General features: G+C 60.7%; 25 protein-coding genes. 10 read left to right on the forward strand and 15 right to left on the reverse strand.

Annotated features, from left to right (window positions below; translation table 11 throughout):
* Nucleotides 1-30: 30 nt before the first annotated feature.
* Genes ACI2I1_RS10655 through radA form a run of 3 tightly spaced genes read right to left on the reverse strand, consistent with a single transcriptional unit; the run spans nucleotide 31 to nucleotide 2,397 of the window.
* A complete protein-coding gene (locus ACI2I1_RS10655) occupies nucleotides 31-459 on the reverse strand; it encodes an iron-sulfur cluster assembly scaffold protein (protein WP_404679075.1) in 429 nt (142 codons plus the stop codon).
* The gene (locus ACI2I1_RS10660) at nucleotides 459-998 is read right to left on the reverse strand and encodes a CvpA family protein (protein ID WP_221541559.1); all 540 of its coding nucleotides are present in this window, start codon (nucleotides 996-998) and stop codon (nucleotides 459-461) included. The genes ACI2I1_RS10655 and ACI2I1_RS10660 overlap by 1 nt, the downstream gene beginning before the upstream one ends.
* 34 nt (nucleotides 999-1,032) lie before the next feature.
* The gene (radA, locus tag ACI2I1_RS10665; protein WP_221541558.1) at nucleotides 1,033-2,397 is read right to left on the reverse strand and encodes a DNA repair protein RadA; all 1,365 of its coding nucleotides are present in this window, start codon (nucleotides 2,395-2,397) and stop codon (nucleotides 1,033-1,035) included.
* A 72-nt stretch (nucleotides 2,398-2,469) separates the two neighbouring features.
* Between radA and ACI2I1_RS10670 the strand changes: the two genes are divergently transcribed.
* Nucleotides 2,470-4,788, forward strand: coding sequence for a patatin-like protein (locus tag ACI2I1_RS10670; protein WP_404679076.1), 2,319 nt, complete (start codon nucleotides 2,470-2,472; stop codon nucleotides 4,786-4,788).
* Here ACI2I1_RS10670 and dnaJ read toward each other — a convergent pair whose 3' ends face one another.
* The 3 genes from dnaJ to ACI2I1_RS10685 all read right to left on the reverse strand — a co-directional run bounded on the left by dnaJ (nucleotide 4,789) and on the right by ACI2I1_RS10685 (nucleotide 8,099).
* On the reverse strand, nucleotides 4,789-5,913 hold the full coding sequence (dnaJ, locus tag ACI2I1_RS10675) for a molecular chaperone DnaJ (protein WP_404679077.1): 1,125 nt from the start codon (nucleotides 5,911-5,913) through the stop codon (nucleotides 4,789-4,791).
* Between the two features lie 72 nt (nucleotides 5,914-5,985).
* Nucleotides 5,986-7,920, reverse strand: coding sequence for a molecular chaperone DnaK (dnaK, locus tag ACI2I1_RS10680; RefSeq protein ID WP_404679078.1), 1,935 nt, complete (start codon nucleotides 7,918-7,920; stop codon nucleotides 5,986-5,988).
* Nucleotides 7,917-8,099: a hypothetical protein gene (locus tag ACI2I1_RS10685; protein WP_404679079.1), complete on the reverse strand. Its 183-nt coding sequence runs from the start codon at nucleotides 8,097-8,099 to the stop codon at nucleotides 7,917-7,919. Before ACI2I1_RS10685 ends, dnaK begins: the two co-directional genes overlap by 4 nt.
* Here ACI2I1_RS10685 and ACI2I1_RS10690 point away from each other — a divergent pair.
* Both ACI2I1_RS10690 and ACI2I1_RS10695 read left to right on the forward strand, forming a co-directional pair.
* Nucleotides 8,098-8,577 (forward strand): copper chaperone PCu(A)C, encoded by a 480-nt coding sequence (locus ACI2I1_RS10690; protein ID WP_404679080.1) that lies wholly within the window; start codon nucleotides 8,098-8,100, stop codon nucleotides 8,575-8,577. The genes ACI2I1_RS10685 and ACI2I1_RS10690 overlap by 2 nt on opposite strands.
* A gap of 95 nt (nucleotides 8,578-8,672) precedes the next feature.
* Complete coding sequence (locus ACI2I1_RS10695) at nucleotides 8,673-9,107, forward strand: vgr related protein (protein WP_404679170.1); 435 nt, start codon at nucleotides 8,673-8,675, stop codon at nucleotides 9,105-9,107.
* 49 nt (nucleotides 9,108-9,156) lie between these two features.
* Here ACI2I1_RS10695 and ACI2I1_RS10700 read toward each other — a convergent pair whose 3' ends face one another.
* The 4 genes from ACI2I1_RS10700 to hrcA form a co-directional block, all read right to left on the reverse strand.
* Nucleotides 9,157-9,450: a glycine zipper domain-containing protein gene (locus tag ACI2I1_RS10700; RefSeq protein WP_221541554.1), complete on the reverse strand. Its 294-nt coding sequence runs from the start codon at nucleotides 9,448-9,450 to the stop codon at nucleotides 9,157-9,159.
* Between the two features lie 61 nt (nucleotides 9,451-9,511).
* Complete coding sequence (locus tag ACI2I1_RS10705) at nucleotides 9,512-11,263, reverse strand: DUF885 domain-containing protein (RefSeq protein ID WP_404679081.1); 1,752 nt, start codon at nucleotides 11,261-11,263, stop codon at nucleotides 9,512-9,514.
* Nucleotides 11,264-11,300: 37 nt separating this feature from the next.
* Complete coding sequence (grpE, locus tag ACI2I1_RS10710) at nucleotides 11,301-11,906, reverse strand: nucleotide exchange factor GrpE (protein ID WP_404679082.1); 606 nt, start codon at nucleotides 11,904-11,906, stop codon at nucleotides 11,301-11,303.
* Nucleotides 11,907-11,919: 13 nt separating this feature from the next.
* Nucleotides 11,920-12,963, reverse strand: a complete 1,044-nt coding sequence (gene hrcA / locus ACI2I1_RS10715; RefSeq protein WP_224811603.1) for a heat-inducible transcriptional repressor HrcA — start codon at nucleotides 12,961-12,963, stop codon at nucleotides 11,920-11,922.
* Between the two features lie 153 nt (nucleotides 12,964-13,116).
* Here hrcA and rph point away from each other — a divergent pair, with 153 nt between their 5' ends.
* Both rph and rdgB read left to right on the forward strand, forming a co-directional pair.
* Entirely contained in the window at nucleotides 13,117-13,833 is a 717-nt protein-coding gene (rph, locus tag ACI2I1_RS10720; RefSeq protein WP_404679083.1) for a ribonuclease PH, read from the forward strand.
* A complete protein-coding gene (gene rdgB, locus ACI2I1_RS10725) occupies nucleotides 13,830-14,459 on the forward strand; it encodes an RdgB/HAM1 family non-canonical purine NTP pyrophosphatase (protein ID WP_404679084.1) in 630 nt (209 codons plus the stop codon). The genes rph and rdgB overlap by 4 nt, the downstream gene beginning before the upstream one ends.
* Nucleotides 14,460-14,462: 3 nt before the next feature.
* On the opposite strand, the gene ACI2I1_RS10730 is transcribed toward rdgB, so the two are convergent.
* Nucleotides 14,463-15,032, reverse strand: a complete 570-nt coding sequence (locus ACI2I1_RS10730) for a CAP domain-containing protein (protein ID WP_404679085.1) — start codon at nucleotides 15,030-15,032, stop codon at nucleotides 14,463-14,465.
* 296 nt (nucleotides 15,033-15,328) lie between these two features.
* Here ACI2I1_RS10730 and hemW point away from each other — a divergent pair, with 296 nt between their 5' ends.
* Nucleotides 15,329-16,483, forward strand: coding sequence for a radical SAM family heme chaperone HemW (gene hemW / locus ACI2I1_RS10735; RefSeq protein WP_404679086.1), 1,155 nt, complete (start codon nucleotides 15,329-15,331; stop codon nucleotides 16,481-16,483).
* Nucleotides 16,480-17,376: a tyrosine recombinase XerC gene (locus tag ACI2I1_RS10740; protein ID WP_404679087.1), complete on the forward strand. Its 897-nt coding sequence runs from the start codon at nucleotides 16,480-16,482 to the stop codon at nucleotides 17,374-17,376. Before hemW ends, ACI2I1_RS10740 begins: the two co-directional genes overlap by 4 nt.
* On the opposite strand, the gene ACI2I1_RS10745 is transcribed toward ACI2I1_RS10740, so the two are convergent.
* From ACI2I1_RS10745 to rsmI, 4 genes are read right to left on the reverse strand one after another with little or no spacing between them, the layout of a single operon-like run.
* Complete coding sequence (locus tag ACI2I1_RS10745; RefSeq protein ID WP_404679088.1) at nucleotides 17,373-17,981, reverse strand: DedA family protein; 609 nt, start codon at nucleotides 17,979-17,981, stop codon at nucleotides 17,373-17,375. The two genes, ACI2I1_RS10740 and ACI2I1_RS10745, sit on opposite strands and share 4 nt — an antisense overlap.
* A gap of 24 nt (nucleotides 17,982-18,005) precedes the next feature.
* Nucleotides 18,006-18,974, reverse strand: coding sequence for a glutathione synthase (gshB, locus tag ACI2I1_RS10750; RefSeq protein WP_404679089.1), 969 nt, complete (start codon nucleotides 18,972-18,974; stop codon nucleotides 18,006-18,008).
* 33 nt (nucleotides 18,975-19,007) lie between these two features.
* Entirely contained in the window at nucleotides 19,008-19,358 is a 351-nt protein-coding gene (locus ACI2I1_RS10755; protein WP_224811610.1) for a YraN family protein, read from the reverse strand.
* A complete protein-coding gene (gene rsmI, locus ACI2I1_RS10760) occupies nucleotides 19,355-20,209 on the reverse strand; it encodes a 16S rRNA (cytidine(1402)-2'-O)-methyltransferase (protein WP_224811611.1) in 855 nt (284 codons plus the stop codon). The genes ACI2I1_RS10755 and rsmI overlap by 4 nt, the downstream gene beginning before the upstream one ends.
* A 38-nt stretch (nucleotides 20,210-20,247) precedes the next feature.
* On the opposite strand from rsmI, the gene ACI2I1_RS10765 reads away from it, so the two are divergent.
* The 3 genes from ACI2I1_RS10765 to ACI2I1_RS10775 all read left to right on the forward strand — a co-directional run bounded on the left by ACI2I1_RS10765 (nucleotide 20,248) and on the right by ACI2I1_RS10775 (nucleotide 23,804).
* A complete protein-coding gene (locus tag ACI2I1_RS10765) occupies nucleotides 20,248-21,390 on the forward strand; it encodes a penicillin-binding protein activator (RefSeq protein ID WP_404679090.1) in 1,143 nt (380 codons plus the stop codon).
* 61 nt (nucleotides 21,391-21,451) lie between these two features.
* Nucleotides 21,452-23,440 (forward strand): DNA topoisomerase IV subunit B, encoded by a 1,989-nt coding sequence (gene parE, locus ACI2I1_RS10770; protein ID WP_404679091.1) that lies wholly within the window; start codon nucleotides 21,452-21,454, stop codon nucleotides 23,438-23,440.
* Nucleotides 23,433-23,804 carry a hypothetical protein gene (locus tag ACI2I1_RS10775; RefSeq protein WP_404679092.1) on the forward strand — a complete coding sequence of 124 codons (372 nt, stop codon included), beginning with the start codon at nucleotides 23,433-23,435 and terminating at the stop codon, nucleotides 23,802-23,804. The genes parE and ACI2I1_RS10775 overlap by 8 nt, the downstream gene beginning before the upstream one ends.
* Nucleotides 23,805-23,807 lie beyond the last annotated feature (3 nt).

A 23,807-nucleotide genomic window follows, 5' to 3' on the forward strand; every position in this document is an offset into this window, starting at 1 on the left:
CAACCTCTCCGTAACACTATGAGATTCGATCTAGCGTTCGTCGCCCGAATTGGAAAGCGCGTCCAGCGCTGCCTGCCACGGCAGAAGGATCGCGCCATGGCGACCGGGAAAATTTCTGGCCATCTCGATTTTTTCGAGATCCGGCCAGTCCGGCAGAGTGCCTTCGCCGGCAAGCCATGTCTCCAAAGCGGCAAGTGTGTCCGCGATATCCTGCCGGGACCGCCCTTGTGCGTGACGGAGAAAAATCGCCGCCGCGCCCTGCCCCACAGCGCAGGCCTGTGCCTGCAATCCCAGCCCGGCCAAATCACGATGGCTCGAAATGCGGATAATGCTCCCGCAACTGCGCGAACGAGCTTCTCCAAGTAGCGGCGCTGCAGCGTCATAAGGGGAACCGGCAAGTTCTACCGCGAGTGATAGCAATTCCGGCGAATAGAGCGCTCCCTTGGGCGTATCGCTCACTATGCTTCCGCCTCGGACGCCGTGTCATCGCTCTCTTCCTCACGCAATTTGGCGCGGCGCTGGGCGAGCACTTCCACCATCGACCGGGATCCGGAATCGATGAGTTCATAGCTGCGAGCCGTGGTCATCCAGGTCGGGCGGCCGCGGTAATCCCAAACGGAATCGTAACCAAGGACCAGCACCGAGAAAGCGATGATCACGATGATCAGCCCCTTTAGCGCACCGAAGCCGAAGCCGAGAACACGGTCGATCGGCCCTAGAAACGATTGCCGGGATGCCTGCCCCACATTGTTGGCGATGACCTTCATGGCTGCGTAGGGGATTAGCAGGAGGAAAGTGAAGGCAAGGACCGAAGTCGTCACATTGGCCCCGATGTATTCCTGCATCTGCAGCGTGAGCGGAGTATGCAAATATCGAATGGCCACGGCTGCGAGTATCCACGCACCCAGCGACAGGACCTCCTGTAAAAAGCCGCGCAGGAACCCACCCACCGCAGCTACGCCGACAATCAAAAGAACAATGAGATCGAAACCCGTCATACGCGCCCTTTAGCCCCGAGAGCTGAGCGGTCTATTAATTGCTCATCACCCGGTCAACGAGGTTTGCCAATTGTGCCAGACCCTCATAGCGCAGCTTTGACGTATTGTTCTTCGGATCGGCCGGGCCATAACCACGCTCGAAACCGAGCTTGGCGGCTTCGCGCATGCGCACGTTTCCGTGAGCCACCGGCCGCACTTCGCCGGCAAGGCTGACTTCTCCCAGCCAGACGCTTCGATCCGGCAGCGGTTTGTCGGCCAGGGCACTGACGAGGGCCGCAGCCACTGCAAGATCGGCAGCCGGGTCGGACAGGCGGTAACCGCCAGCGACGTTGAGATAGACTTCCGCGGAACTGAACGACAGCCCGCAACGCGACTCCAGCACCGCCAGCAGCATCGCCAAGCGGCCACTATCCCACCCGACCACGGCCCGGCGCGGGGTCGCCCCGGATTGAAGTCTGACGATCAGCGCCTGTATCTCGATCAGGACAGGACGTGTTCCTTCCATGGCCGGGAAGACAGCGCTCCCGGCCATCGGCTGTTCGCGCCCGGAAAGGAAGAGCATCGAAGGGTTTTCGACCTCTTCCAGCCCTTCCCCTTCCATCGAAAATACGCCGATTTCGTCTACCGCGCCGAACCGGTTCTTGAGCGCCCGCAGGATGCGGTACTGATGGCTGCGCTCCCCTTCGAAGCTCATGACCACATCGACCATATGCTCCAGCACGCGCGGCCCGGCGATGTTGCCATCCTTGGTCACATGACCGACCAGCACCAGCGCGACACCGTTTTCCTTCGCGTAGCGGATCAGTTCGAACGCGCATCCGCGGACCTGGCTGACCGTCCCCGGCGCACCCTCGATCGTGTCGGAATGCATGGTCTGGATGGAATCGATGACGAGGAATTTGGGCGTTTCCATCTGGCCTAGGGTGGTCAGGATGTCCCGAACGCCAGTCGCCGCAGCGAGTTTTACAGGAGCGTCCGACAAACCGAGCCGTGCCGCGCGCATCCGGACCTGACCAGACGCTTCCTCGCCGCTGACGTATGCAACGCTGTGTCCGTCGCGCGCGACCTTCGCTGCCGCCTGGAGCAGCAGGGTCGATTTGCCGATGCCAGGATCACCGCCCATCAGGATCGCGCTACCCGGAACAAGCCCTCCGCCCAGGGCCCGGTCGAATTCGGCGAGGCCGGTCTTCTGGCGAATGGGCATTTCGCCCGGCTTGTCCAGATCGACGAATTCCACTGCCCTGCCCCCGCTCGACAGATCATGCTTGAGCGAGAACACCGTCGCGGGCGCATCTTCGACCAGCGTGTTCCATTCGGCGCAATCGGCACACTGGCCCTGCCACCGGTGGGAAACCGACCCGCAAGCCTGACAGATATAGCGTTTTTTGGGCTTGGCCATGGCGCTTCAACTAACAGAACATTACCGGAACGCAATTGCTTTCCGGCGTGGTCCTGTGCACAAGCGACTGCGATGCGGCAAAAGGAACTCAGGATCGCGCTCGTCTGTTATGGCGGCGTCAGTCTGGCAGTCTACATGCATGGCGTTACGCGTGAGCTGTGGCAGCTTGCCCGCGCCAGTCGGGATTTTCATGCCTCCACAGGTCAGCGCGGCGGAGTGCATGAGGTTTATCAGGATCTGCTGCGTCATATCGAGGCTGAAGACGCGCTGCGGCTGCGCATCATCCCCGATATCATGAGCGGCGCGAGTGCCGGCGGTATCAATGCTATCTTCCTCGCCCAAGCGATCTATTCCGGCCAAAGTCTCGAGCCGCTGACCGATCTCTGGCTGGAGATGGCCGATGTCGACCGCCTTACCGATCCGGATGCGAAACTGCGCTGGAGAGGCGGGAAATTCTGGGCGCAGCCGCTTGCGTCCTGGCTTCTGAACCGGCCGGGCAATGAAATTTCCACTGAGGTCGCACCCGAAACCCGCGATGAGGTGAGGCGTAAGGTTTCTCATCTGATCAGGGGCCGCTGGTTCGAGCCTCCCTTTTCGGGGATCGGGTTCTCCCGACTGCTGGAGCAGGCGTTTTCGGCCATGGCCAACTCGGAGATAGAGGCTCCGCTACTTCCGCCGAACCATCCGCTCGATCTCTTCGTCACTGCAACCGACTTTTATGGCTATCTCGAACTGCTGCGGCTCCATAGCCCCGAAGTGGTCGAGGACACAGAGCACAGGTTGCCGATCTCGATTCGGCGCAAGACGCCCTCTGCCGGCGGGCAGGATCTCGCCGATCCACTCGAACTCGTAATGTCGGCGCGCGCTACTGCCAGCTTTCCGGGTGCTTTTCCTCCGCTGCGTCTGGAAGAGATCGATCGCCTTGCCGATGAGACGGGCCGATCCTGGCCGGGACGGGACGCATTTCTCGAACGGATAATGCCTGTTCACGTGATGCACGGCGATACGGACAAGGTCTCGCTGATCGACGGATCGGTGCTGGTAAACAAGCCGTTCGGCGGAGCTATGGCGGCTCTTCGTGGCCGCCCTGCCCAGCACGAGGTGGATCGGCGCTTCGTCTATGTCGATCCGCGCCCCGACCGTTATTCGCATCGCAAGGATATGGAAGCGGGCGAGGTCGGGTTCTTCTCGGCAATTTTCGGCTCGCTCTCGACCATTCCGCGCGAACAGCCGATCCGGGACAATCTGGAGCAACTCGAAGAACAAAGCCGCGAGGCGGAGCGATTGTCCCGCATCGTAGCGGCCCTGCGGCCAGACGTCGAAGGCGCGGTAGACCGCTTGTTCGGCCGCACGCTGTTCCTCGACCGCCCAACGGTGAAGCGGTTGAAGAACTGGCGGCAGAAGGCGCAGGATGCGGCCGCCAATCAGGCCGGCTACGCCTTCCACGCCTATGCCCAGGCGAAACTCAGCGGGATCGTATCGCGCATTGCTCGGCTGGTGTGGGAAGCGGCCCCAGCGCTCCACCTGCCTGACGCTGCGCCCATCGAAGCTGCGATCCGCAGGGAATTGGCCCAGCGCGGTTTGTCGAGTCTTTCGGCGCCTTCCGGCGGCGCCACTGCCGAAGCTATCACATTCCTGCGAGAACACGATATCGGCTTTCGTATCCGGCGGCTGCGGCTACTGGCGCGGCGACTTGCTCGTGACTGGGAGGCCGATCCGGAGATATCCGACGAGGCTCTGGAGGTGGGCCGGGACGCCATCTTCAAGATCATGGCGCTCTATTTCGAAAAAGAAGGGGCAGCCTCCCTCGGCGCCGATTTTGGCGAGGTAGCGCAGGACGTGCTGACCGATCCCGGCGCCGTGCTGGACTTTATCGAACAGCGACGCCTTCTTATCGAAACTGACAGTCTGGCCGAAGGAATGCTGGCGGAAACACTCGAACCCATGCCCGCCAATCTCAAGCGCCGGATGTTGTTCGCCTATCTCGGCTTTCCCTTTTACGATGTCGCGACTCTACCCTTGTTGCGAAACGAGGGGCTGACGGAATTCGATCCGGTCAAGGTCGACCGGATCAGTCCCGACGATGCGAAAAGCATTCGCGATGGCGGAACACGCGCGACATTGCGCGGCGTCGAATTTTACAATTTCGGTGCCTTTTTCAGCCGTGCCTACCGCGAGAACGACTATCTGTGGGGCCGCCTGCACGGAGCGGAAAGGATGATCGATCTCGTCCTTTCGACTTCCGGAAAACACCAGGACGATGACCACGCCCGGACATTCAAACGCCGCGCCTTCCTAGCCATATTGGACGAAGAAGACGCGGCGAAGCGTTGCGGTGCCAGACTGCTCGATCAGATCAGGAACGAGGTCAAGGAGCGCTTGGCCGGCTGATCAGGCGCCGAAGGCAGTCTTGATCTTGTCGAAGAAGCCCTGGCTCTGCGGGCATTCATCGCCGGTTTCCAGCTCCTGGAATTGTTCAAGCAGAGAGCGTTGTTCCCGGGACAGCCTGGTTGGCGTTTCGACGGCAATCTCCACCACCATATCGCCGCGGCCCCGCCCTTGCAGGACCGGCATTCCTGCGCCTCGCTGGCGCAATTGCTTGCCCGACTGGATCCCTGCCGGGATTTCCAGTGTCAGTTCTTCACCGTCCAGACCGGGAATTTCGATCGATCCACCGAGCGCCGCCTTGGTAAAGCTGATCGGGACGCGGGTAGCGAGCGTCGTACCCTCGCGCTGGAAAATCTCGTGCGGTTTCACATGGACGAAAATATAGAGGTCACCAGCAGGAGCGCCTCGCGGTCCCGCTTCGCCCTTGCCGGACAAGCGAATACGCGTGCCGGTGTCCACCCCGGGCGGAATATCGACTTCGAGCTTTTGCGGAACGTCGATCCGTCCTTCGCCGCGACAGTCGCGGCATGGTGAAGTTATGACTTCACCGGCACCGTGGCAATTGGGGCATGGCCGCTCGACGACGAAAAAGCCCTGCTTTGCGCGGACATTGCCCTGCCCGCCGCAAAGATTGCAGGTCCTGGCATGGGTTCCGGGCTGCGCGCCCGACCCGTGGCAGGTGTCGCAGGACTTGCTCACCTCGATCTCGATCTCGGTAGATTTGCCGTGGAAGGCTTCTTCCAGCCCGATCTGCATGTCGTAACGCAAATCGGCTCCGCGCCGCGGACGCGCGCGGCCGCCAGCCCCGCCGCCGAATGCAGACCCGAAAATCGTTTCGAATATATCGCCAATATCGCCGAAATCGGCGTTCGCGTGACCCCCGCCGGGTCCGCCATTCTGGAACGCGGCATGGCCATACTGATCGTAGGCAGCGCGCTTTTGCGGATCTTTGAGGCAATCGTAGGCGACACTGATCGCCTTGAACTTGTTTTCGCTTTCGGTGCAGCCCGGATTCCGGTCCGGATGGTGCTTCATCGCGAGCTTGCGATAGGCGCTCTTGATGGTCGCGCCATCGGCATCACGGCTGACGCCGAGCACTTCGTAAAAATCGATTTCGGTAGCTGACATAACTTTCCCCGCCCTAAAACTTGCCCCCACCGGAGCTTGGCACCGGTGGGGGCATGGTTTTCATGAGGCGTCTCAGTTCTTCGCGTCTTCGTCGACTTCCGAGAATTCGGCATCGACGACTTCTTCTTCCGAGCCACCTTCGCTTCCGGCAGCTGCGCCATCGGTCGGAGCATCGGAAGCGGCACTTGCCTGTTCCTGCTCGTAGATCGACTGGCCCATCTTCATCGCACTCTGCGAAAGGTCCTGTGCCTTGGCGTTGATGTCATCGGCATCGTCGCCTTCCAGAGCGGTCTTCAAAGCCGCAACCTTTTCTTCGACTTCGCTTTTCAGCGAAGCGTCGATCTTGTCGCCATGCTCTTCCAGCTGCTTTTCGGTTGCATGGACGAGGCTGTCGGCCTGATTGCGGGCTTCGGCGCTTTCGCGGCGCTTCTTGTCCTCGTCGGCAAACTTCTCCGCGTCCTGCACCATCTGGTCGATATCGCTATCGGACAGACCGCCAGATGCCTGGATACGGATCTGCTGTTCCTTGCCCGTGCCCTTGTCCTTGGCCGACACATTCACGATGCCGTTGGCGTCGATGTCGAAGGTGACTTCGATCTGCGGCACACCGCGCGGTGCGGGCGGAATGCCAACCAGGTCGAACTGGCCGAGCATCTTGTTGTCCGCCGCCATTTCGCGTTCGCCCTGGAACACGCGGATGGTCACCGCCTGCTGATTATCCTCGGCAGTCGAATAGGTCTGGCTCTTCTTGGTTGGAATCGTCGTGTTGCGATCGATCATCTTGGTCATGATGCCGCCAAGTGTTTCAATACCCAGCGAAAGCGGAGTCACGTCGAGCAGCAGCACGTCCTTGACGTCGCCCTGAAGAACACCGGCCTGAATGGCGGCGCCCATGGCCACGACTTCATCGGGGTTCACGCCGGTGTGCGGCTTCTTGCCGAAGAATTCTTCCACGACTTCGCGCACCTTGGGCATGCGGGTCATACCGCCGACGAGGATGACCTCGTCGACACCGCCCTTGTCGATGCCAGCGTCTGCCAGAGCTTTCTTGCAGGGCTCCAACGTGCGCTTGATCAGGTCGCCGACCATCTTTTCGAGGTCCGAACGACTGATGGTTTCAACGAGGTGGAGAGGAGTGGACGAGCCACCTTCCATGCGGGCGGTGATGAAGGGCAGGTTCACCTCGGTGGTCTGCGCCGAGCTCAGCTCGATCTTCGCCTTTTCCGCGGCTTCCTTGAGGCGCTGCAGAGCGAGTTTATCGCTCTTCAGGTCCATGTTTTCCTTCTTCTTGAACTGCTCGGCGAGATATTCGACGATTGCGCTGTCGAAGTCTTCACCGCCCAGGAAGGTATCGCCGTTGGTCGACTTCACTTCGAACACGCCGTCACCGATCTCGAGGATCGAGACGTCGAAGGTGCCGCCGCCAAGGTCGTAGACGGCGATGGTCTTGCCGTCGTCCTTGTCGAGGCCGTATGCCAGCGCAGCAGCGGTCGGCTCGTTGATGATACGCTCGACCTCGAGGCCCGCGATCTTGCCGGCATCCTTGGTCGCCTGACGCTGAGCATCGTTGAAGTAGGCGGGGACGGTAATGACCGCCTTTTCGACCTTCTCGCCGAGATATTCCTCGGCGGTTTCCTTCATCTTCTGAAGGATGAAAGCGGAAATCTGTGACGGGCTGTAATTGTCGCCGCCAGCTTCGACCCAGGCATCGCCGTTCGAACCCTTGACGATGTCATAGGGGACCAGCTCCATGTCCTTCTTGGTCATGGGATCATCGAACCGCCGACCAATCAGGCGCTTGATCGCGAACAACGTATTGTCGGGATTGGTCACTGCCTGACGCTTGGCAGGCTGGCCGATCAGTCGTTCACCATCTTTGGTGAAAGCGACGATCGAAGGCGTCGTGCGTGCGCCTTCGGAATTCTCGATGACCTTGGGCTTGCCGCCGTCCATCACGGCGATGCAGCTGTTGGTGGTGCCAAGGTCGATACCGATAACTTTACTCATGGTTTCCCCATCTGTTTCAAATCGTTGGACGCCGCACAGCTGGATTCCCAATTCTGGCGAAACCGGTCGGCGGCTCGAATAAAGACGTGTATTACCGGGGCGATATAGGAGCGCTTTTCCTTGGCACAAGGGATGCGCTCAGCTAGTTTTTCAGCGCAAATCACCGAAGGATTATCCATGAAAACGAGCCGCCCCTTCCTCGCCTTCCTGCTTCTGGCAGCCGTGCCGCTGGCCGCTTGTTCGAGCGGTGAAGAGCTCGCGCAGGAAGCGGAGAGCGACGCCTTGCCGCTTGAAGTCACCAATGCCCGACTGGTGCTGCCCCCCGTGTCGGGCAACCCTGCTGCCGTGTATTTCGACGTCGCCAATCCGGGTGAAAGAAACATCGCAATCCGCGCCGTATCGGTGGAAGGGGCGCAAAATGCCGAGCTGCATGGCTCGATGGAAATGGATGGCAAGATGATGATGGACAGTGTGGGGCAGGTACTCGTTGAGGCCGGCTCCATGACCAGCCTGGAATCCGGTGGCTATCACGTAATGGCTTTCGATCTCGACCCCTCGCTCGCGGCCGGGGCCTCCACCATGATGACACTGACCATCGTCGGCGGAGACACTATGACCGTTCCGGTTGAGATCCACGCAGCCGGAGAAGATCGCTGAGCGAAAGGCGCGACAGCCTTGGCGTCCAAAGCCATGACAACCCCGTCTCGCCGCAATGTGTCGCCGGCGGGGAGCGCCCTCTCACAGCAGGAGAAATCGCGCTGGCGCGAAGTGTGTTCGGCAATGTTATCGATTATTCGAGAGTGACGATCAGGCGCCGTAAGTGGTTTCCCTTTCAGCCTCGCCGCGTCACGATGGCCCCCCGCGGACACCTGCATTTTCACCCAATGTCAGAGAATTACTGCGACGATTTTTCAACGGTCGGCATCATCCGGCAGGGATTGCTGATTCACGAATTGACCCATGTGTGGCAGACCCAGACGAAGGGTGAATGGTACCTGGTCACGCACCGTATGCCGTGGGCACGCTATGACTACTCGCTCAAGCCTGGCTGGTCGCTGGACCGCTATGGGATCGAGCAACAGGCGGAAATCGTGAAGCACGCCTTCTGGCTTCGGAACGGCGTCAGATTGGCTGGCGCCGGCCCGGTCGAGGCTTATGACCTTTTGGTCAATTTCACCGCCACCTGACCACAGCCGAGAAAAGGCCGCCGGATCAACGGCGGCCTTTTCGATCCAATCAGTTCCAGTAACGCGCGTACCGATCATCATACCGGCAGTCATCGTCGACATAGCGGCCGTCGCCATAATAGCCGTCGCAGCTATCATTCTTGTCGGTCGCGTAACCGACCACACCGCCGATTGCCGCCCCTGCGAGCGCGTAGGTCTCGATATCGCCATCGGTCAGGGCGGCAAGTCCCGCGCCCAGAGCTGCACCGGCGCCAGCCCCTTCAACCGCGTAATTCTGCGCGCATGCGCCAAGGCTGAGTGTGGAAAGAGCGAGCGCGGGAGCGATCAAGATTTTGCTTTTCATGGCATTCCTCCGTCGTGAGCATTGTCGCGAAAATACGGAGCAACCAGCCAAGCGTTCCCGATCAGTCGTAAGTAACGCCGGGCAATCCCTGCCCGCCATCGGCAATGAAGGTGTCAATCCGATCCTCGAGAGCGGGCAAGGGAACGGAGCCGAGCGATAGGACCACATCGTGAAATTTGCGAATATCGAACTGTTCTCCCAAGGCCTCTTCCGCCTTGGCGCGCACCCGTCGAATGGTCATCTCGCCGAGCTTGTAGGCGAGTGCTTGTCCCGGCCAGCTTATATAACGATCGATCTCGGTCCCGACTTCGCGATCCGACAGCGCGGTGTGGCTTGAAAGATAATTGATCGCCTGCTCTCGCGACCACCCATAATGGTGAATGCCGGTGTCGATCACCAGCCGTGCAGCGCGCCACATCTCGTAGGATAGCTGCCCGAAGCGTTCATAGGGTGTGCGGTATACGCCCATCTCGTTGCCGAGATATTCGGTGTAGAGGCCCCATCCCTCCCCGAAGCCCGAAAAATAAGTCTGACGGCGAAAACGCGGCGCGTCCTCCCGCTCCAGAGCGATTGCAGCCTGGAAGGAATGGCCAGGGGCGCATTCATGCATCGTAAGAGCCGGGATATTGTAGGTTGGCCGCGAAGGCAGGTCGTGCGTGTTGATCTGGCAATATTCCAGCCCGCCGCGCCCGGCGGTGTAGAAAGGCGCTATGGCCGGGTCCACCGGGCGAATCCCGAAGCGGTAGCGCGGAAGAAAGCCGAAATAATCGCCTAGCTTATCGTCGACGCGCTTTGCCGTGTAGGCGGAGACGCCCATCAGTTCATCAGGCGTGCGGGCGACGAATTGAGGGTCGGTTCGCAGAAAGGTGATGAACTCGGTAAGCGTGCCATCGAAGCCCGCGTCCTGCTTGGCTTTCTCCATCTCGGCGGTAATCCGCGCGACTTCTTCCAGCCCGATCTTGTGGATCTGTTCGGCAGTAAGGTCGAGCGTGGTGTACTGCCGTATCTGCTGCGCGTAATAGGCCTCTCCATTGGGAAACTCACTGGCGCCCAACGTCGTGCGCGTTTGCGGCAGGTACGTCTGCCGGAAGAATGCCAGCAGTTCGCTATAGGCCGGTGTCACCTGGCTCGAAATCGCGTCCCTCCCGGCGTCACGCAGGCGCGCCTTGTCTTCTTCCGAAAAGCGATCCGGGATTTGCGCGAAGGGCGCCCAGAAGGGACTGTCTTCTGGGTCTTCAGTGACGAACGCCTCGATGGACACGTCACGCCCCTCCAGGGTTACTCTTGGCACGCTGAAACCCCGCTCAAGGCCCGCTGCGGCGTTGGCGATATGCTCGTCGAACAGGCGGGGAAGATCGCGCAGCCGCCCGATATAATTCTCGTAATCCTCGACAGTAGCCAGACCGCCGCGAGGCGCCAGATAGGACCAGAAATTGCTATCGCTGTCGAAGGGCATTTCCCATTCTGCGAAACGCGCGTCGCCTATCTCGTTCTCAAGCAGCGTGCGAAGTACTAGCGCATTGGTCCGGGCTTCCGGCGACAACGCCTTGGCATCCACCGCCTGAAGCCGGTTCAGGATCTCCGCATAACGCTCAGCCTTCGCGCGCTGACTTTCCGGTGTCACCGACCAGAACCTATCGCCAAGCTCGGTTTGCCCGCTCTTCGTTTCGGTCAGGCCATTGGCGGCCAAACCGTAATCGTAATACTCATCGGCGAGGCTCATCACCTGCTCATCGGCGGTTTCCTGCGCAGCAAGCGGGGTAGTAAAAGCAGACGCGGCGAGGGCCGCACTCACAAGAACGGCGACCCTCATCGGTTTTTCTCCAGAAGTATCAGGGGAGGTCGAATAATCAGTCGGGCTTCTTCGCCACACCGACCATGGCGGGGCGCAGCAGGCGATCCTTGATCATGTAGCCAGGCTGCATTTCCTGAACGATGGTACCTGCCTCGACTTCATCGGTCGGGATTTCCATCATCGCCTGGTGCTGATTGGGATCGAGGGGCATGCCCTTGGCGGCGATCCGCGTGATGCCGTTCTGGGTGAAAACCTTGTCCAGTTCGCGCTGGGTCGCCTCGATGCCGGCGACGAAGCCCTTGATCTTGTCATCCTCCCGCAGTTCCGTGGGAACAGCATCCAGCGCGCGGGCAAGATTGTCCGCCACGCTGAGCACATCACGGGCGAAGCCCGTCGCCGCATAGTTGCGGGCGTCCTGGACGTCTTTCTCCATCCGCCTGCGCACGTTTTGCGTTTCCGCACGCGCGTAAAGCACTTCCTGCTTGGCATTTTCAAGATCGCCGCGAAGACTCGCGAGAGCGTCGTCCAGCGCCTCATCAGCCGCTTCGGCTCCATCGGCCTCGTCGACTTCGCGCAGATGCTCGGGCACACCTTCCATCTCGCGCGCCACTTCCTCGTCGACCGCTTCGTTCTGCGGTTCGTTATTCGTATTGTCAGTCACTTGAAAAACCCTGTCAGCCTATGCGTTTGCCCAAGGAACGGGCCGTGAAATCCACCATGGGGACGACCCGCGCGTAATTCAACCGAGTCGGTCCGATGACGCCCAATACGCCGACTACTTTGCCTTCCCGATCCCGGTAAGGCGAAGCGATGACGGAAGAACCGGACAATGAGAACAGGCGGTTCTCGCTTCCGATGAATATCCGCATGGCTTCGGCTTCTCTGGCGCTTTCGAGCAGCGAAGAGACCGACTGCTTGTTTTCCAAATCTTCGAGCAGCGAGCGTACCCGCTCGATGTCGGACAAGGCATTATCATCGAGCAGGTTCGCTTGCCCGCGAACGATCAATACCGGGCGGTTAGAGGCATCCTCGGTCCAGACGGCAATACCGCTTTCCACAAGGCTTCTGCTAGCTTCGTCCAAAGCGCTTCGGCCACTGGCGACCTCACGCTCGATAAGCTGAGCTGCTTCGGCCAGAGTCCTGCCGGCGACCTTCGCGGTCAGAAAATTGCTCGCCTGTTCAAGTGAAGTACCAAGTGCTTCGCCGGGAACGGTGAGGATACGGTTTTCGATATGTCCATCTTCGCCTACGAGCACTGCGAGTACCCGGTTCGCATCCAGCGCCGTCAGGGACACCTGGCTCAGTCGGGGCTCCCTGCGAGGCACCATGACCATCCCGGCGGCTCCCGACAGATCGGACAACAGAGCACTCGTCCGCTCAAGCGCGCGCTCGATCGGACCGGGCTCGGAGATGCGCTGCTCGATCGCTACACGTTCCTCAGCGGTTGGCTCGGCCACCTGCATCATCGCATCGACGAAGAGGCGTAGCCCGCTATCGGTAGGCATCCGACCCGCGCTCGTATGCGGCGCTGCGAGGAGACCGCGCTGCTCAAGTTCCGCGAGAACCGACCGGATCGAAGCGGGCGAAAGATTGACCCCACCCTCACCCGCCAGTGCCTTGGAACCGACCGGCGAGCCGCTTTCCAGATAGCCTTCGACCACGAGCCTGAAGATGGCACGGGCGCGATCGGACAAGTCGGTAAGCGGGGGAGCGTTCATGGAGGCAGGGTAGCCGCAGCCGTCGACAATCTCAATTTCCTATCGCGCCACGCTTGTCGAAGTGCGGTACTTTCTTCTAGCGGGAAGCCAGATACATCACACCAACCCTCCCCCACCCGGACTCGCGGCGGCGGAAGGTTACAGGAGAATACGATGCGACCTTCAGGACGTGCGCCCGACGAAATGCGCGCCATCACGATCGAAACCGGATATACAAAACATGCTGAAGGAAGCTGCCTGATCGGCTTCGGCGAAACCAAGGTGCTGTGCACCGCGAGCGTTGAGGAACGCATTCCGCCGTGGCTTCGCGGCAAAGGCGAAGGCTGGGTCACCGGCGAATATTCGATGCTTCCCCGCGCCACTCACACACGCGGTCAGCGCGAAGCTGCGAAAGGCAAGCAGAGTGGCCGAACTCAGGAAATCCAGCGGCTTATCGGACGTTCCTTGCGTGCGGTGGTAGACCTGAAAAAGCTCGGTGAGCGCCAGATCACACTGGATTGCGATGTTATCCAGGCCGATGGCGGCACGCGCACGGCGTCGATCTCCGGGGCATGGATCGCTCTGCGCCTGGCCATCGACGGATTGATGAAGTCGGGAGATATCGTCGAGGACCCGATCACTGCGAAGGTGGCGGCCGTTTCCTGCGGGATCTACAAGGGCACTCCCGTGCTCGACCTCGACTATCCCGAAGACAGTTCGGCGGATGCCGATGCCAACTTCGTTCTCATCGAAGGCGGCAAGATCGCAGAGGCGCAGGCCACTGCCGAGGGTGCGCCATATGACGAGGAAGCGTTCCTCCGCCTGCTGCGGCTTGCGCAGATGGGATGCGCGGATGTCTTCAAGGCGCAGGACGAGGCCACCCGTAAATGACACGCCGGATCGGTTCGGGCAGCCTGGTGATCGCCACACATAACGCTGGCAAGCTGAAGGAAATCTCCGCCCTTCTTGCTCCTCATGGAGTGAAGTGCATTTCCGCCGGCTCTCTTGGCCTGCCCGAACCGCCGGAAACAGGCACTACCTTCATCCAGAATGCCCTGATCAAGGCGCGCGCCGCTGCAGAAGCATCCGGCTTACCGGCGCTTGCTGACGACAGCGGCCTTTCGGTGAATGCGCTCGACGGGCGTCCCGGCGTCTACACCGCCGATTGGGCGGAGCGCCAGCATTTCGAGGGCGCCCCTGGCCGAGACTGGTACATGGCTATGGGCAAGGTCGAAGGCATGTTGCAGGAAAGAGGTCCGGATACCGACCGTTCCTGCGCCTTTCACTGCGTGCTCGCCATCGCCTGGCCCGATGGGGAAACGGCAGTGTACGAAGGAAGCGCGCCGGGCACGCTAACCTGGCCGCCGCAGGGCGAACTGGGCTTCGGTTATGATCCGGTCTTCATCCCGGAGGGACGCGATCAGACCTTCGCGGAAATAGCGCCAGAGGAAAAGCATGCCATAAGCCACCGGGCCGATGCCTTTGCGAAGCTAGTGTCGGAGCAGTTTGGCGATTGATCGCTAAAAGGCGCGCTTGCCGATGACATTTCCTGGCGGAGCGTAACGGCAGACGAGCCAATCACGTCCCAGGCCCGTGGCAATACCGCAGCCGAAGCGCGTCGTGTCGCGCCAGACGATCTGGGTGTAATGCCCGACGTCCTGCCAGTTTCCTGTGGTGCTCACGTTGGGAAATGCGTCATCGCGGAAATATCGTTTTTCCGAAATCCAGGCGTTTGCCATCTGGTCGTAAGAGAAAGCCGAAGCGGTCCCCGCCCATAAGTTTTCCCCCTGACCTGGCCTGTCACCGCCGGGGCTGTGCTGAAACATGCCAGTTCGCGCAAGCTCTTCCGCGTAAGCCAGCGCCGCACGATTGAGATCTTCGTCGAGTTCCAGTGCATTAACCTTCACTTCCGCCCTTGCCGCATTATGCGTGGCCAACATCCTGGTCAGCATCTCTTCCTGCCGCGCATCGAGACCGCCTCCGGATGAGGGAGGCGGCGTCGGCGTAGGAGAGGGGGTCGGCGAAGGGGCTGGCGTGGGCGACGGAGCGGGAGAAGGAGCAGGCACCGCCCCGCCCCCGCCAGAAGCCACGGGAGGTATTGCCTCACCCCCTCCGCAACTGGCGAGTATAGAGGTCGTAGCAAGCAGCATGATGGTGGTGAATCGCATGGATGTGCTCTGGCCAATCTGTGCTAAGGAAAACTGAAGATTCAAATGATGGGGTGTTGCTCATTGTTTTTCACGGACTGCGTGATCTTGCACTGACATGATCACTATTCCGTGGCAGATGTCACCGTCAGTGCGGTAATTGTCAGCACCATGAACTCAACCCCGTCCATCGCAGCGCTTCATGCCAAGCGCTGCTTAATTCTAGATGAAGGCAAGGCTTGGCTCGTTCGCTTTATATTCATTGGCCCTTCTGCCTAGCCAAATGTCCTTATTGCGACTTCAATAGCCATGTGCGCGAGCGAACCGATACCGGCGCGTGGAAAGCGGCTCTGCTGGCAGACATGCGGGCCGAACATGCTGCCAGCAAATCGCGGCCGCCTCTCGAAAGCATATTTTTCGGAGGCGGAACGCCCTCGCTGATGCCCCCGGCTTTGGTCTCTGACCTGCTCGGAGAGGCCGAACGCCTCTGGGGTTTTGCAACCGGAATCGAGATTACCCTCGAAGGCAATCCGTCCTCGGTAGAAGCCGATAATTTCGCCGATCTGTCGCGCGCTGGGATCAATCGCGTATCTCTCGGCGTGCAGAGCCTGCGGCCGGACGTGCTGCAATTCCTCGGCCGGTTGCATGGCGTCGAGGAAGCGCTGGCGGCGGTCGAGACTGCACAAAAGCATTTCGGCCGAGTATCGATCGACCTCATCTATGCCCGCCCTGATCAGAGCGCAGAGGAGTGGCAGCAGGAATTGACCGAAGCGTTGGCGCTCGGGACCTCTCACATGTCGCTGTACCAGCTCACCATCGAACCGGCGACGCGGTTCGCCACCGATGTGCGCCTTGGGCGTTTCAATCCTTTGCAAGACGATCCTGCCGCCGATCTGCTCGGCCTGACGAGGGAAATGACGGAAGCTGCCGGTATTCCCGCCTATGAAATAAGCAATCACGCCCAACCCGGTGAAGAAAGCCGTCACAACCTGACCTATTGGCGATATCGGGACTATCACGGCATCGGTCCGGGCGCTCATGGCCGACGAGGCGGCGTTGCGACGATGCGGCACAAGAAACCCGAGAATTTTCTCGCTGCGGTAACCGCGCAAGGCGACGGGATTTCCGAGCACCGCGTACTTAACAAGCGTGAGGCGGCATCGGAGGCATTGCTGATGGGTCTGCGCCTGAGAGAGGGAATCGGGCTTGCGGAAATGAGCAACCGTTTCGGCATCGCGCCAGACCAGATGATCGACCGCAAGAAATTCGAGTTCTATCGCGACATTGGGATGATCTGGGAACACGGGGAGAGGATCGGCGTGACAGGTGCGGGCATGCCGTTGCTCGACGCGTTGCTTGCCGAACTTGTCCGAGATGAATTGGTCGAGACTTGAGCCAGCAGGACATCCTTGGTGCTTGGCACAATCATCTCGCGCTTGGGCTGAGGCGATCGCCTCATACCGTCCGCGCCTACCACAAGGCTGCCCAAAGGCTGCTCATCGCTTTCGATCTTTCTCATTTCGACCAGATATCCTCGGTGTCTTCCGGCCAGTTGCGGCAGCATTTGGCGGCGCGGCGAGCGGACGGTCTTTCCAATGCGTCTGCAGCCAGAGAGTTGTCGGCGCTCAAGGCTTTCCTTTCCTTTTCCCGAGCGCAGGTGGGGCATGAAAATGCGGAGCCTCCGCGGATGCGAGGACCGCGAATAAAGAAGGGCCTGCCCCGCCCGGTTTCCCCTGATGATGCCGTCGGCCTTGCTGAAACAGTCGAAGAACTCGCCGCACAAGACTGGGTCGGATGCCGTGACCGCGCCGTGCTCCTTCTTCTGTATGGAGCAGGTCTGCGCATTTCGGAGGCTTTGGGGCTGAAGGGGGGCGACCTCCCGCTGGGGCAAACGCTGACGCTGATGGGCAAGGGCGGGAAGCAGCGCGTGGTGCCGCTCCTTCCCGCAGTTCGCGCGGCAGTTGATGATTACGTCGATCAATGCCCCTGGCCCATCGGGAAGGATGCCCCCCTGTTCCGCGGCGTCAAAGGCGGCGCCCTCACTCAGGGCATCGTCCAGAAAGCGACCGCCAAGGCTCGCCGCGTGATGGGCCTGCCGGACACGGCAACACCGCATGCCTTGCGGCACAGCTTCGCCACGCACCTCCTTGGTGCGGGCACGGATTTGCGTAGCCTTCAGGAATTGCTCGGCCACGCCAGCCTGGGCTCTACGCAGATTTACACTAAGGTGGATGCCGCGTCGCTGCTGGATACTTATCGCAGCGCGCACCCGCGTGAGCGCGACTAGGCTTTCTCGTCCGATGGTTTCCATTTGATCACGCGATAGACATACCACGCGATACCGAGCGCTATGAAAGCGCCCACTGCCCAGCTGGCATAAGTTTCGTATTGGGAAATCACGCCGGACAACGCGCTGCCGCCCCATATCAGCGCGCCGTTCCAGATCAGCGAGCCGAGAAAGGTGAAGAGAAGAAAGCGCCACAGCTTCATTTTCGCGAGGCCGGCCGGCAACGAGATGATGGTGCGCAAGAAGGGCGAGAAGCGCAGGAAGAAGACGATCCAATCCCCGTTCCGGCGAAATAGCTGGCGCGCCTGTTCGAATTCGCTCCATTCGAAGGTCAGCCACCTCCCGTGCTTTCCGATGAAGCGCCTGAGGTCCGGCTCCTTCCATCTGCGGCCCAGCCAGTACCAAAAGTAATTGCCCGCGACTGTGCCCAGCGTGCCGATCAGAAGCAGAGGGACAAACGCCATCTGTTCGCGGGCGACGAGAACTCCACCGTAACCCATGATGATTTCGGACGGCATGGGAGGAAAGATGTTCTCAAGCGCCATCAGCAGGAAGATGCCGATGTAGCCACCCTTGGCGATCGCGTTGATGATCAGACTGTTCACGCCGACATGAACGCCCAGGCCGCGCTATTGGTCCGCATGGCGGCGCTCTATCGCATCCCAGATCCGCGCTGCTGTATCGGTGCCGTTGAACTTGTCGATAGCGACGATGCCGGTGGGAGAGGTGACGTTGATCTCGGTAAGCCACTTTCCGCCGATCACGTCGATGCCCACGAAAACCAGGCCCCGCCGCTTGAGTTCAGGCCCCATCGCGGCGCAGATTTCCTCCTCGCGCGCGGTCAGTGTAGCCGCCTCCGCGTGGCCGCCCTGCGCCAGATTGGAACGGAACTCCCCTTCGCCCGGGAAGCGATTGATTGCACCGGCAAATTCACCGTCGACGAGGACGATCCGCTTGTCCCCTTCGGAGACTTCGGGAAGAAATGGCTGCAGCATATGCGGTTCCGGCCAGGTCTTGTCGAACACCTCGCTCAGCGCCGACAGATTCGTGCCATCAGCATCGAGCCGGAAAATCGCCTTGCCGCCATTCCCGTGGAGCGGCTTCACCACGATTGAGCCATGCTGGCGCTGAAATGCCTTCAGATCGTCGAGATGCCGCGCGATCATCGTGGGAGGCATGAAGCGCGCGAAATCCAGCACGAACATCTTCTCCGGGGCATTCACCACTTCGCGCGGGTCGTTCATCACCAGCGTCGTGCCCTTGAGGCGATCGAGCAGAAAAGCGGCACTGATATAGCCCAGATGAAACGGGGGATCCTGCCGCATCAGAACGACATCGATGTCTTTCGCAAGGTCGATCCGGCGTCTTTCGCCAGCGGTGTAGTGATCGCCCTCCACCGGCTTCACGGTGACCGGCGCCGCATGGGCCGTGATCTTGCCCGCGGGCGTACCATCGCTTTCCCACGCCAGGCTGGGAACATCGTAATGCCAGACCTCATGTCCGCGATCCTGCGCGGACAGCATCAGCGCAAAGCTGCTGTCTCCTGCGATCTTGATGGATTCGAGCGGGTCCATCTGGACGGCGACACGTAGGGTCATTCTATACTCCGATCGGCTGCGGCACTGGCGCGGCTAAGGCTGCCATGCGTTGGCGATGTGGCGAGGGAAGGTCCCCGGTGCAAGCAGGATCACATCGATACGGATATCCTCGCCATCTTGCGCGTAGCGATGGGCCACGGCATCGCAGGCGGCAGCCACGCGCGATAGCCTACGTTCGTCGATGGCGTGATCGAGCTCCTCCTTGCGTTTCCGCCACTTGACCTCGACAAATGCCACGATCCGGCCACGGCGGGCGACAAGGTCGATCTCCCCGGCAGACGTCTTCACTCGGCGGTCGAGTATCTGCCAGCCTTTGGCCCGCAGCCATAACGCCGCCTTCGCTTCTCCGGCCCTGCCACTGAACTCGGCCTGCTGCCGCTTCATTCAGACTTCATGGCCATCGCGCGCGCATAGAGCGTCTTGCGATCCAGACCCGTCGCCTTCGAAACATGGGCTGCTGCCTGACTTGTCTTCATCGTCTCCAGCGCGGTTCGAAGCATTGCATCGGCGTCGGCATCGCTCGGCACCTGCTCCTGCGGCGGCCCGACGAGCAGAACGATCTCGCCCTTGGGAGGGTTGGCACCGTAATAGGCCATCAGACCGTCGGACATGCCGCGGCGGCATTCTTCGTGCAACTTGGTCAATTCCCGCGCCACGGCCAGCTCGCGCTCGGGCATGACTTCGCCCAAAGCCTTGAGCGATTTGAGAAGGCGCGGCCCGGTCTCGTAAAAAACCAGCGTGGCATCGGTGGCAGCCAGTTCTTCCAGCGTTTCGCGCCGCGCCTTTTCCTTTGCGGGCAGGAAACCGGCGAACAGGAAGCGGTCGTTGGGAAGGCCCGAAAGTGTCAGCCCCACCACGGCCGCGCAGGCGCCGGGAATGCTGGTGACCGGTATTCCCTCCAACCGACAGTCGTTGACGAGGCGAAATCCGGGATCCGAAATCATCGGAGTTCCGGCATCGCTCACGAGGGCGACCGCGCGGTTCCGCATGGATTCGACCAGCCGCCGCCGGTCCCTTTGCTCGCTGTGATCGTCATAGCGCCACATCGGCTTCGACAGGCCGAGGTGTTTGAGAAGCTTGCCGGTAATCCGCGTGTCCTCGCATGCGACACCGTCGCACCGTGACAGAATGTCAACGGCGCGCATGGTGATATCGCCCAGATTGCCGATAGGGGTGGCAACGAGATAAAGACCGGGTGTAAGGCAGTCGGGAAGAGGCTGGGCATCGTCGCTCACCCTCCCCCCATGAACCAATTTCGAGGGACGCGGCAAGAATGAAGCGCGCATTTGTCACCCGGCGTAATGTAACAATGGCGGCCAGCGTCGTCCTGTTGTCGGCCTGTTCGATCATCCCGAAAGGCCCGGAAACGCCATCGGCAGGTGTGCCCAGCCCCTCGCCCAGCAGTTCCAGCCTGCCGCAGGATGATCTTCACCGCGTGGCGTTGCTGGTGCCCCTGTCGGGGCAGAATGGCGATGTGGGTCAATCGATCGCGAATGCCACGACCATGGCGATTCTCGACACGGCGGCTGATAATCTGCGCATCACGACTTATGATACTGCCAAGGGACCGCAGGCTGCTGCCAGCCAGGCAATCGCCGATGGGAACAAGCTTATTCTGGGCCCGCTTCTTGGCAGTAATGTGGTTTCAGTCCGCGCCGAAGCGGCGCCTGCCAACGTGCCGATCATCAGCTTTTCCAATGATGCGACGGTTGCCGGCCCCGGCGTGTTCGTCATGGGACACATCCCCGAACAATCCATAAGTCGCAGCGTGGAATACGCCCGAGATGCGGGAGCGCGGGATTTTGCCCTGCTCGCCCCCGATGGAGATTACGGAAACCGCGCCGAGGCCGCGCTTCGGTCCGCATTGGGCGAACATGGCGGGCAATTCGTAAACAGCGAACGCTATGCCAGCAGCAACACCTCGGTCGTCAGTGCGGGTGCGCGTCTCAAGCAACGCGGCGGCTTCGATACCGTTCTGATCGCCGATGGCGCCGAAGGGTCTATTCGCGGGGCACAGGCCGTCAAATCGGACGGCCTGCGCATTCTCGGCACGGAACGTTGGAGCGGTGACCGCGATCTGATGCGCTCGGCACCTTTGCGCGGCGCATTTTATTCGGCGGTGAGCGACGGTCGCTATGCCGGTTTCGTGCGCAGCTACCAGGAACGCTTCGGCGGCCAGCCTTATCGCATCGCCACTCTGGGTTACGATGCGGTGCTGCTCACTCTTCGTGCGGCCCGTGACTGGAAGACGGGGCGTCCCTTCCCCACCGATGTCCTGTTCCAGTCGGGTGGTTTCGACGGGATGGATGGCCCGTTCCGCTTCCAGCGCAACGGCGTGATCGAACGCGCTTTCGAAGTCCGCCGGGTGACGAATGGCGGCGTGGAAACGGTGTCGGCTGCTCCGAAAGGCTTCTGACAGGCGGATAACCTTGCCTGCCCGCTTGCCGGGAGCCTGTGGCGCGATATAGCCTGAAACCATGTCCGACGATCTGTTCGAAAACACCCCGACGTCCTCAGGCGATTACGACGCTTCCTCGATCGAAGTGCTCGAAGGGCTGGAACCGGTCAGGCGTCGCCCGGGCATGTATATCGGCGGCACTGACGACCGCGCCCTGCATCATCTGGTTGCCGAAGTGCTCGACAACTCGATGGACGAGGCCGTGGCCGGTCATGCCAGTAGGATCGAGGTCAGGCTCGATGAAGGCAACCGTGTCACCATCGCGGATAACGGGCGCGGCATGCCCGTGGCCGAACATCCGAAATATCCCGGCAAGTCGACGCTGGAGGTGATCCTCACCACGCTCCACTCGGGCGGCAAGTTCTCCGGCAAGGCCTATGCCACGAGCGGCGGCCTGCACGGCGTGGGTGTCAGCGTGGTCAATGCGCTGTCCGATCATACGCGGGTCGAAGTGGCGCGCGATAAGACGCTCTATGCGCAGGAATTTTCCAAGGGGGCACCCAAGGGACCGATTGAGGAACTGGGCCCGACACCCAATCGGCGCGGCACGACTGTCACTTTCGTCCCTGATACCGAGATATTCGGCGATCGGAAATTCAGCGCCAAACGCCTGTTCAAGCTCGCCCGGTCGAAAGCCTATCTCTTCGCGGGCGTGGAAATCCGCTGGAAATGTGCCGAAAGCCTGGCGTCCGAAGATGTGCCGGCCGAAGCGGTCTTCAAGTTTCCCGGCGGCCTGGCTGATCATCTGGCCGAACAGCTCGGCGGGCGCGAATGCGTCACGGCGCAACCCTTTGCCGGTGATCAGGAGTTCCCGGAGACGGACGGGCTGGAACAGGGCCGCGTGGAATGGGCCATTGCCTGGCCGCTCTATTCCGATGGGTCCACCAGCTGGTACTGCAACACGGTGCCCACCCCCGATGGCGGGACGCATGAACAGGGCCTTCGGGCAGCGCTCACCAAGGGACTGCGCGCATTCGGCGATCTGACCGGCACGAAAAAAGCCAAGGATCTCACGGCAGACGATATCATGGTCGGCGCGGAGGTGATGCTGAGCGTCTTCATCCGCGACCCCCAGTTCCAGAGCCAGACCAAGGATCGCCTCACTTCTCCCGAAGCCGCGCGGCTCGTGGAAAATGCCGTGCGCGACCATTTCGACCATTTCCTGTCCGACAATATGGATCGCGGCAAGGCGCTGCTGGGCCAAGTGATGGAGCGGATGGACGAGCGTCTGCGCCGCAAGCAGGAACGCGAGATCAAGCGCAAGACTGCTACCAATGCCAAAAAGCTGCGGCTGCCCGGCAAATTGACGGACTGCTCTGGGGAAGGCGACGGCGAGACCGAACTCTTCATCGTCGAAGGCGATTCAGCAGGCGGCAGCGCCAAGCAGGCACGCAATCGCAAGACGCAGGCGATCCTGCCGATCCGCGGCAAGATCCTCAATGTCGCGAGCGCTACCGCCGACAAGATCCGGGCCAATAGCGAAATCGCCGATCTCACGCTGGCAATGGGATGCGGAACGCGCAAGGATTGCGATGCGGAAAACCTGCGCTACGACCGCATCATCATCATGACCGATGCCGATGTCGACGGCGCGCACATCGCGACGCTGCTGATGACGTTCTTTTTCCAGGAGATGCCCGACATCGTCCGCAAGGGTCATCTGTATCTCGCGCAGCCTCCGCTGTACCGCCTGACCGCCGGCAAGGAGAGCCGCTACGCTCGCGATGACGAACATCGCAAGGAACTGGAAGAAACCGTCTTCAAGGGAAAGAAGGTCGATGTTGGCCGGTTCAAAGGTCTGGGCGAAATGAACCCTGCCCAGCTCCGGGAAACCACCATGGATCCCGATACGCGGAGCCTCATCCGCATCACGCTGCCGCAGGAATTCGAACAGCGCGCCGTGGTGAAAGAGCTGGTCGATCAGCTCATGGGCCGCAACCCCGAACATCGCTTCAACTTTATTCAGAACAATGCCGGTGAATTCGATCGCGACATGATCGATGCCTGATCGAGGCCGGCCGGACCCCAAGGAAGAAGACATCGTCTACGAAGATCGCAGGATTTCCCGCCCCGATGCTTCGTTGCCAGATTGGGAAAGTCCCGACACTGCGTATCGGCCAATCCCTATCGTCTGGTTTGCCGGCGCGCTCATTACGCAGGTCGTCGGTCAGGCTGCCATATTCCTCCTTTTCAGGCATTTGTGGGGATTTTCGGAGCTCGCAGTAATCGCCATCGCTTTCGCGGCGAGTATTCTGGTCTGGGAGGTCGGAATGAAACGCGGTCTTTCCACAGCTTCGCTCGCTTGGCGGGTGGCGACCTTTGCAATACTCGCTTTCTTCTTCGCGCTGACCGCATTATCGGTCCTCGCCTGATTC

Source organism: Qipengyuania sp. NPDC077563 (assembly GCF_044901345.1).
GTDB lineage: Bacteria > Pseudomonadota > Alphaproteobacteria > Sphingomonadales > Sphingomonadaceae > Qipengyuania > Qipengyuania aestuarii.

Excerpts from the sequence above, each read along its gene's own strand:
- ACI2I1_RS10685 (WP_404679079.1), bottom strand. The coding sequence starts at position 8,099 with ATGGATAATCCTTCGGTGATTTGCGCTGAAAAACTAGCTGAGCGCATC.
- radA (WP_221541558.1), bottom strand. The coding sequence starts at position 2,397 with ATGGCCAAGCCCAAAAAACGCTATATCTGTCAGGCTTGCGGGTCGGTT.
- dnaK (WP_404679078.1), bottom strand. The coding sequence starts at position 7,920 with ATGAGTAAAGTTATCGGTATCGACCTTGGCACCACCAACAGCTGCATC.
- ACI2I1_RS10755 (WP_224811610.1), bottom strand. The coding sequence starts at position 19,358 with ATGAAGCGGCAGCAGGCCGAGTTCAGTGGCAGGGCCGGAGAAGCGAAG.
- hrcA (WP_224811603.1), bottom strand. The coding sequence starts at position 12,963 with ATGAACGCTCCCCCGCTTACCGACTTGTCCGATCGCGCCCGTGCCATC.
- ACI2I1_RS10670 (WP_404679076.1), top strand. The coding sequence starts at position 2,470 with ATGCGGCAAAAGGAACTCAGGATCGCGCTCGTCTGTTATGGCGGCGTC.
- parE (WP_404679091.1), top strand. The coding sequence starts at position 21,452 with ATGTCCGACGATCTGTTCGAAAACACCCCGACGTCCTCAGGCGATTAC.
- rph (WP_404679083.1), top strand. The coding sequence starts at position 13,117 with ATGCGACCTTCAGGACGTGCGCCCGACGAAATGCGCGCCATCACGATC.
- dnaJ (WP_404679077.1), bottom strand. The coding sequence starts at position 5,913 with ATGTCAGCTACCGAAATCGATTTTTACGAAGTGCTCGGCGTCAGCCGT.
- ACI2I1_RS10660 (WP_221541559.1), bottom strand. The coding sequence starts at position 998 with ATGACGGGTTTCGATCTCATTGTTCTTTTGATTGTCGGCGTAGCTGCG.
- ACI2I1_RS10775 (WP_404679092.1), top strand. The coding sequence starts at position 23,433 with ATGCCTGATCGAGGCCGGCCGGACCCCAAGGAAGAAGACATCGTCTAC.
- ACI2I1_RS10700 (WP_221541554.1), bottom strand. The coding sequence starts at position 9,450 with ATGAAAAGCAAAATCTTGATCGCTCCCGCGCTCGCTCTTTCCACACTC.
- ACI2I1_RS10690 (WP_404679080.1), top strand. The coding sequence starts at position 8,098 with ATGAAAACGAGCCGCCCCTTCCTCGCCTTCCTGCTTCTGGCAGCCGTG.
- gshB (WP_404679089.1), bottom strand. The coding sequence starts at position 18,974 with ATGACCCTACGTGTCGCCGTCCAGATGGACCCGCTCGAATCCATCAAG.
- ACI2I1_RS10705 (WP_404679081.1), bottom strand. The coding sequence starts at position 11,263 with ATGAGGGTCGCCGTTCTTGTGAGTGCGGCCCTCGCCGCGTCTGCTTTT.
- rdgB (WP_404679084.1), top strand. The coding sequence starts at position 13,830 with ATGACACGCCGGATCGGTTCGGGCAGCCTGGTGATCGCCACACATAAC.
- ACI2I1_RS10765 (WP_404679090.1), top strand. The coding sequence starts at position 20,248 with ATGAAGCGCGCATTTGTCACCCGGCGTAATGTAACAATGGCGGCCAGC.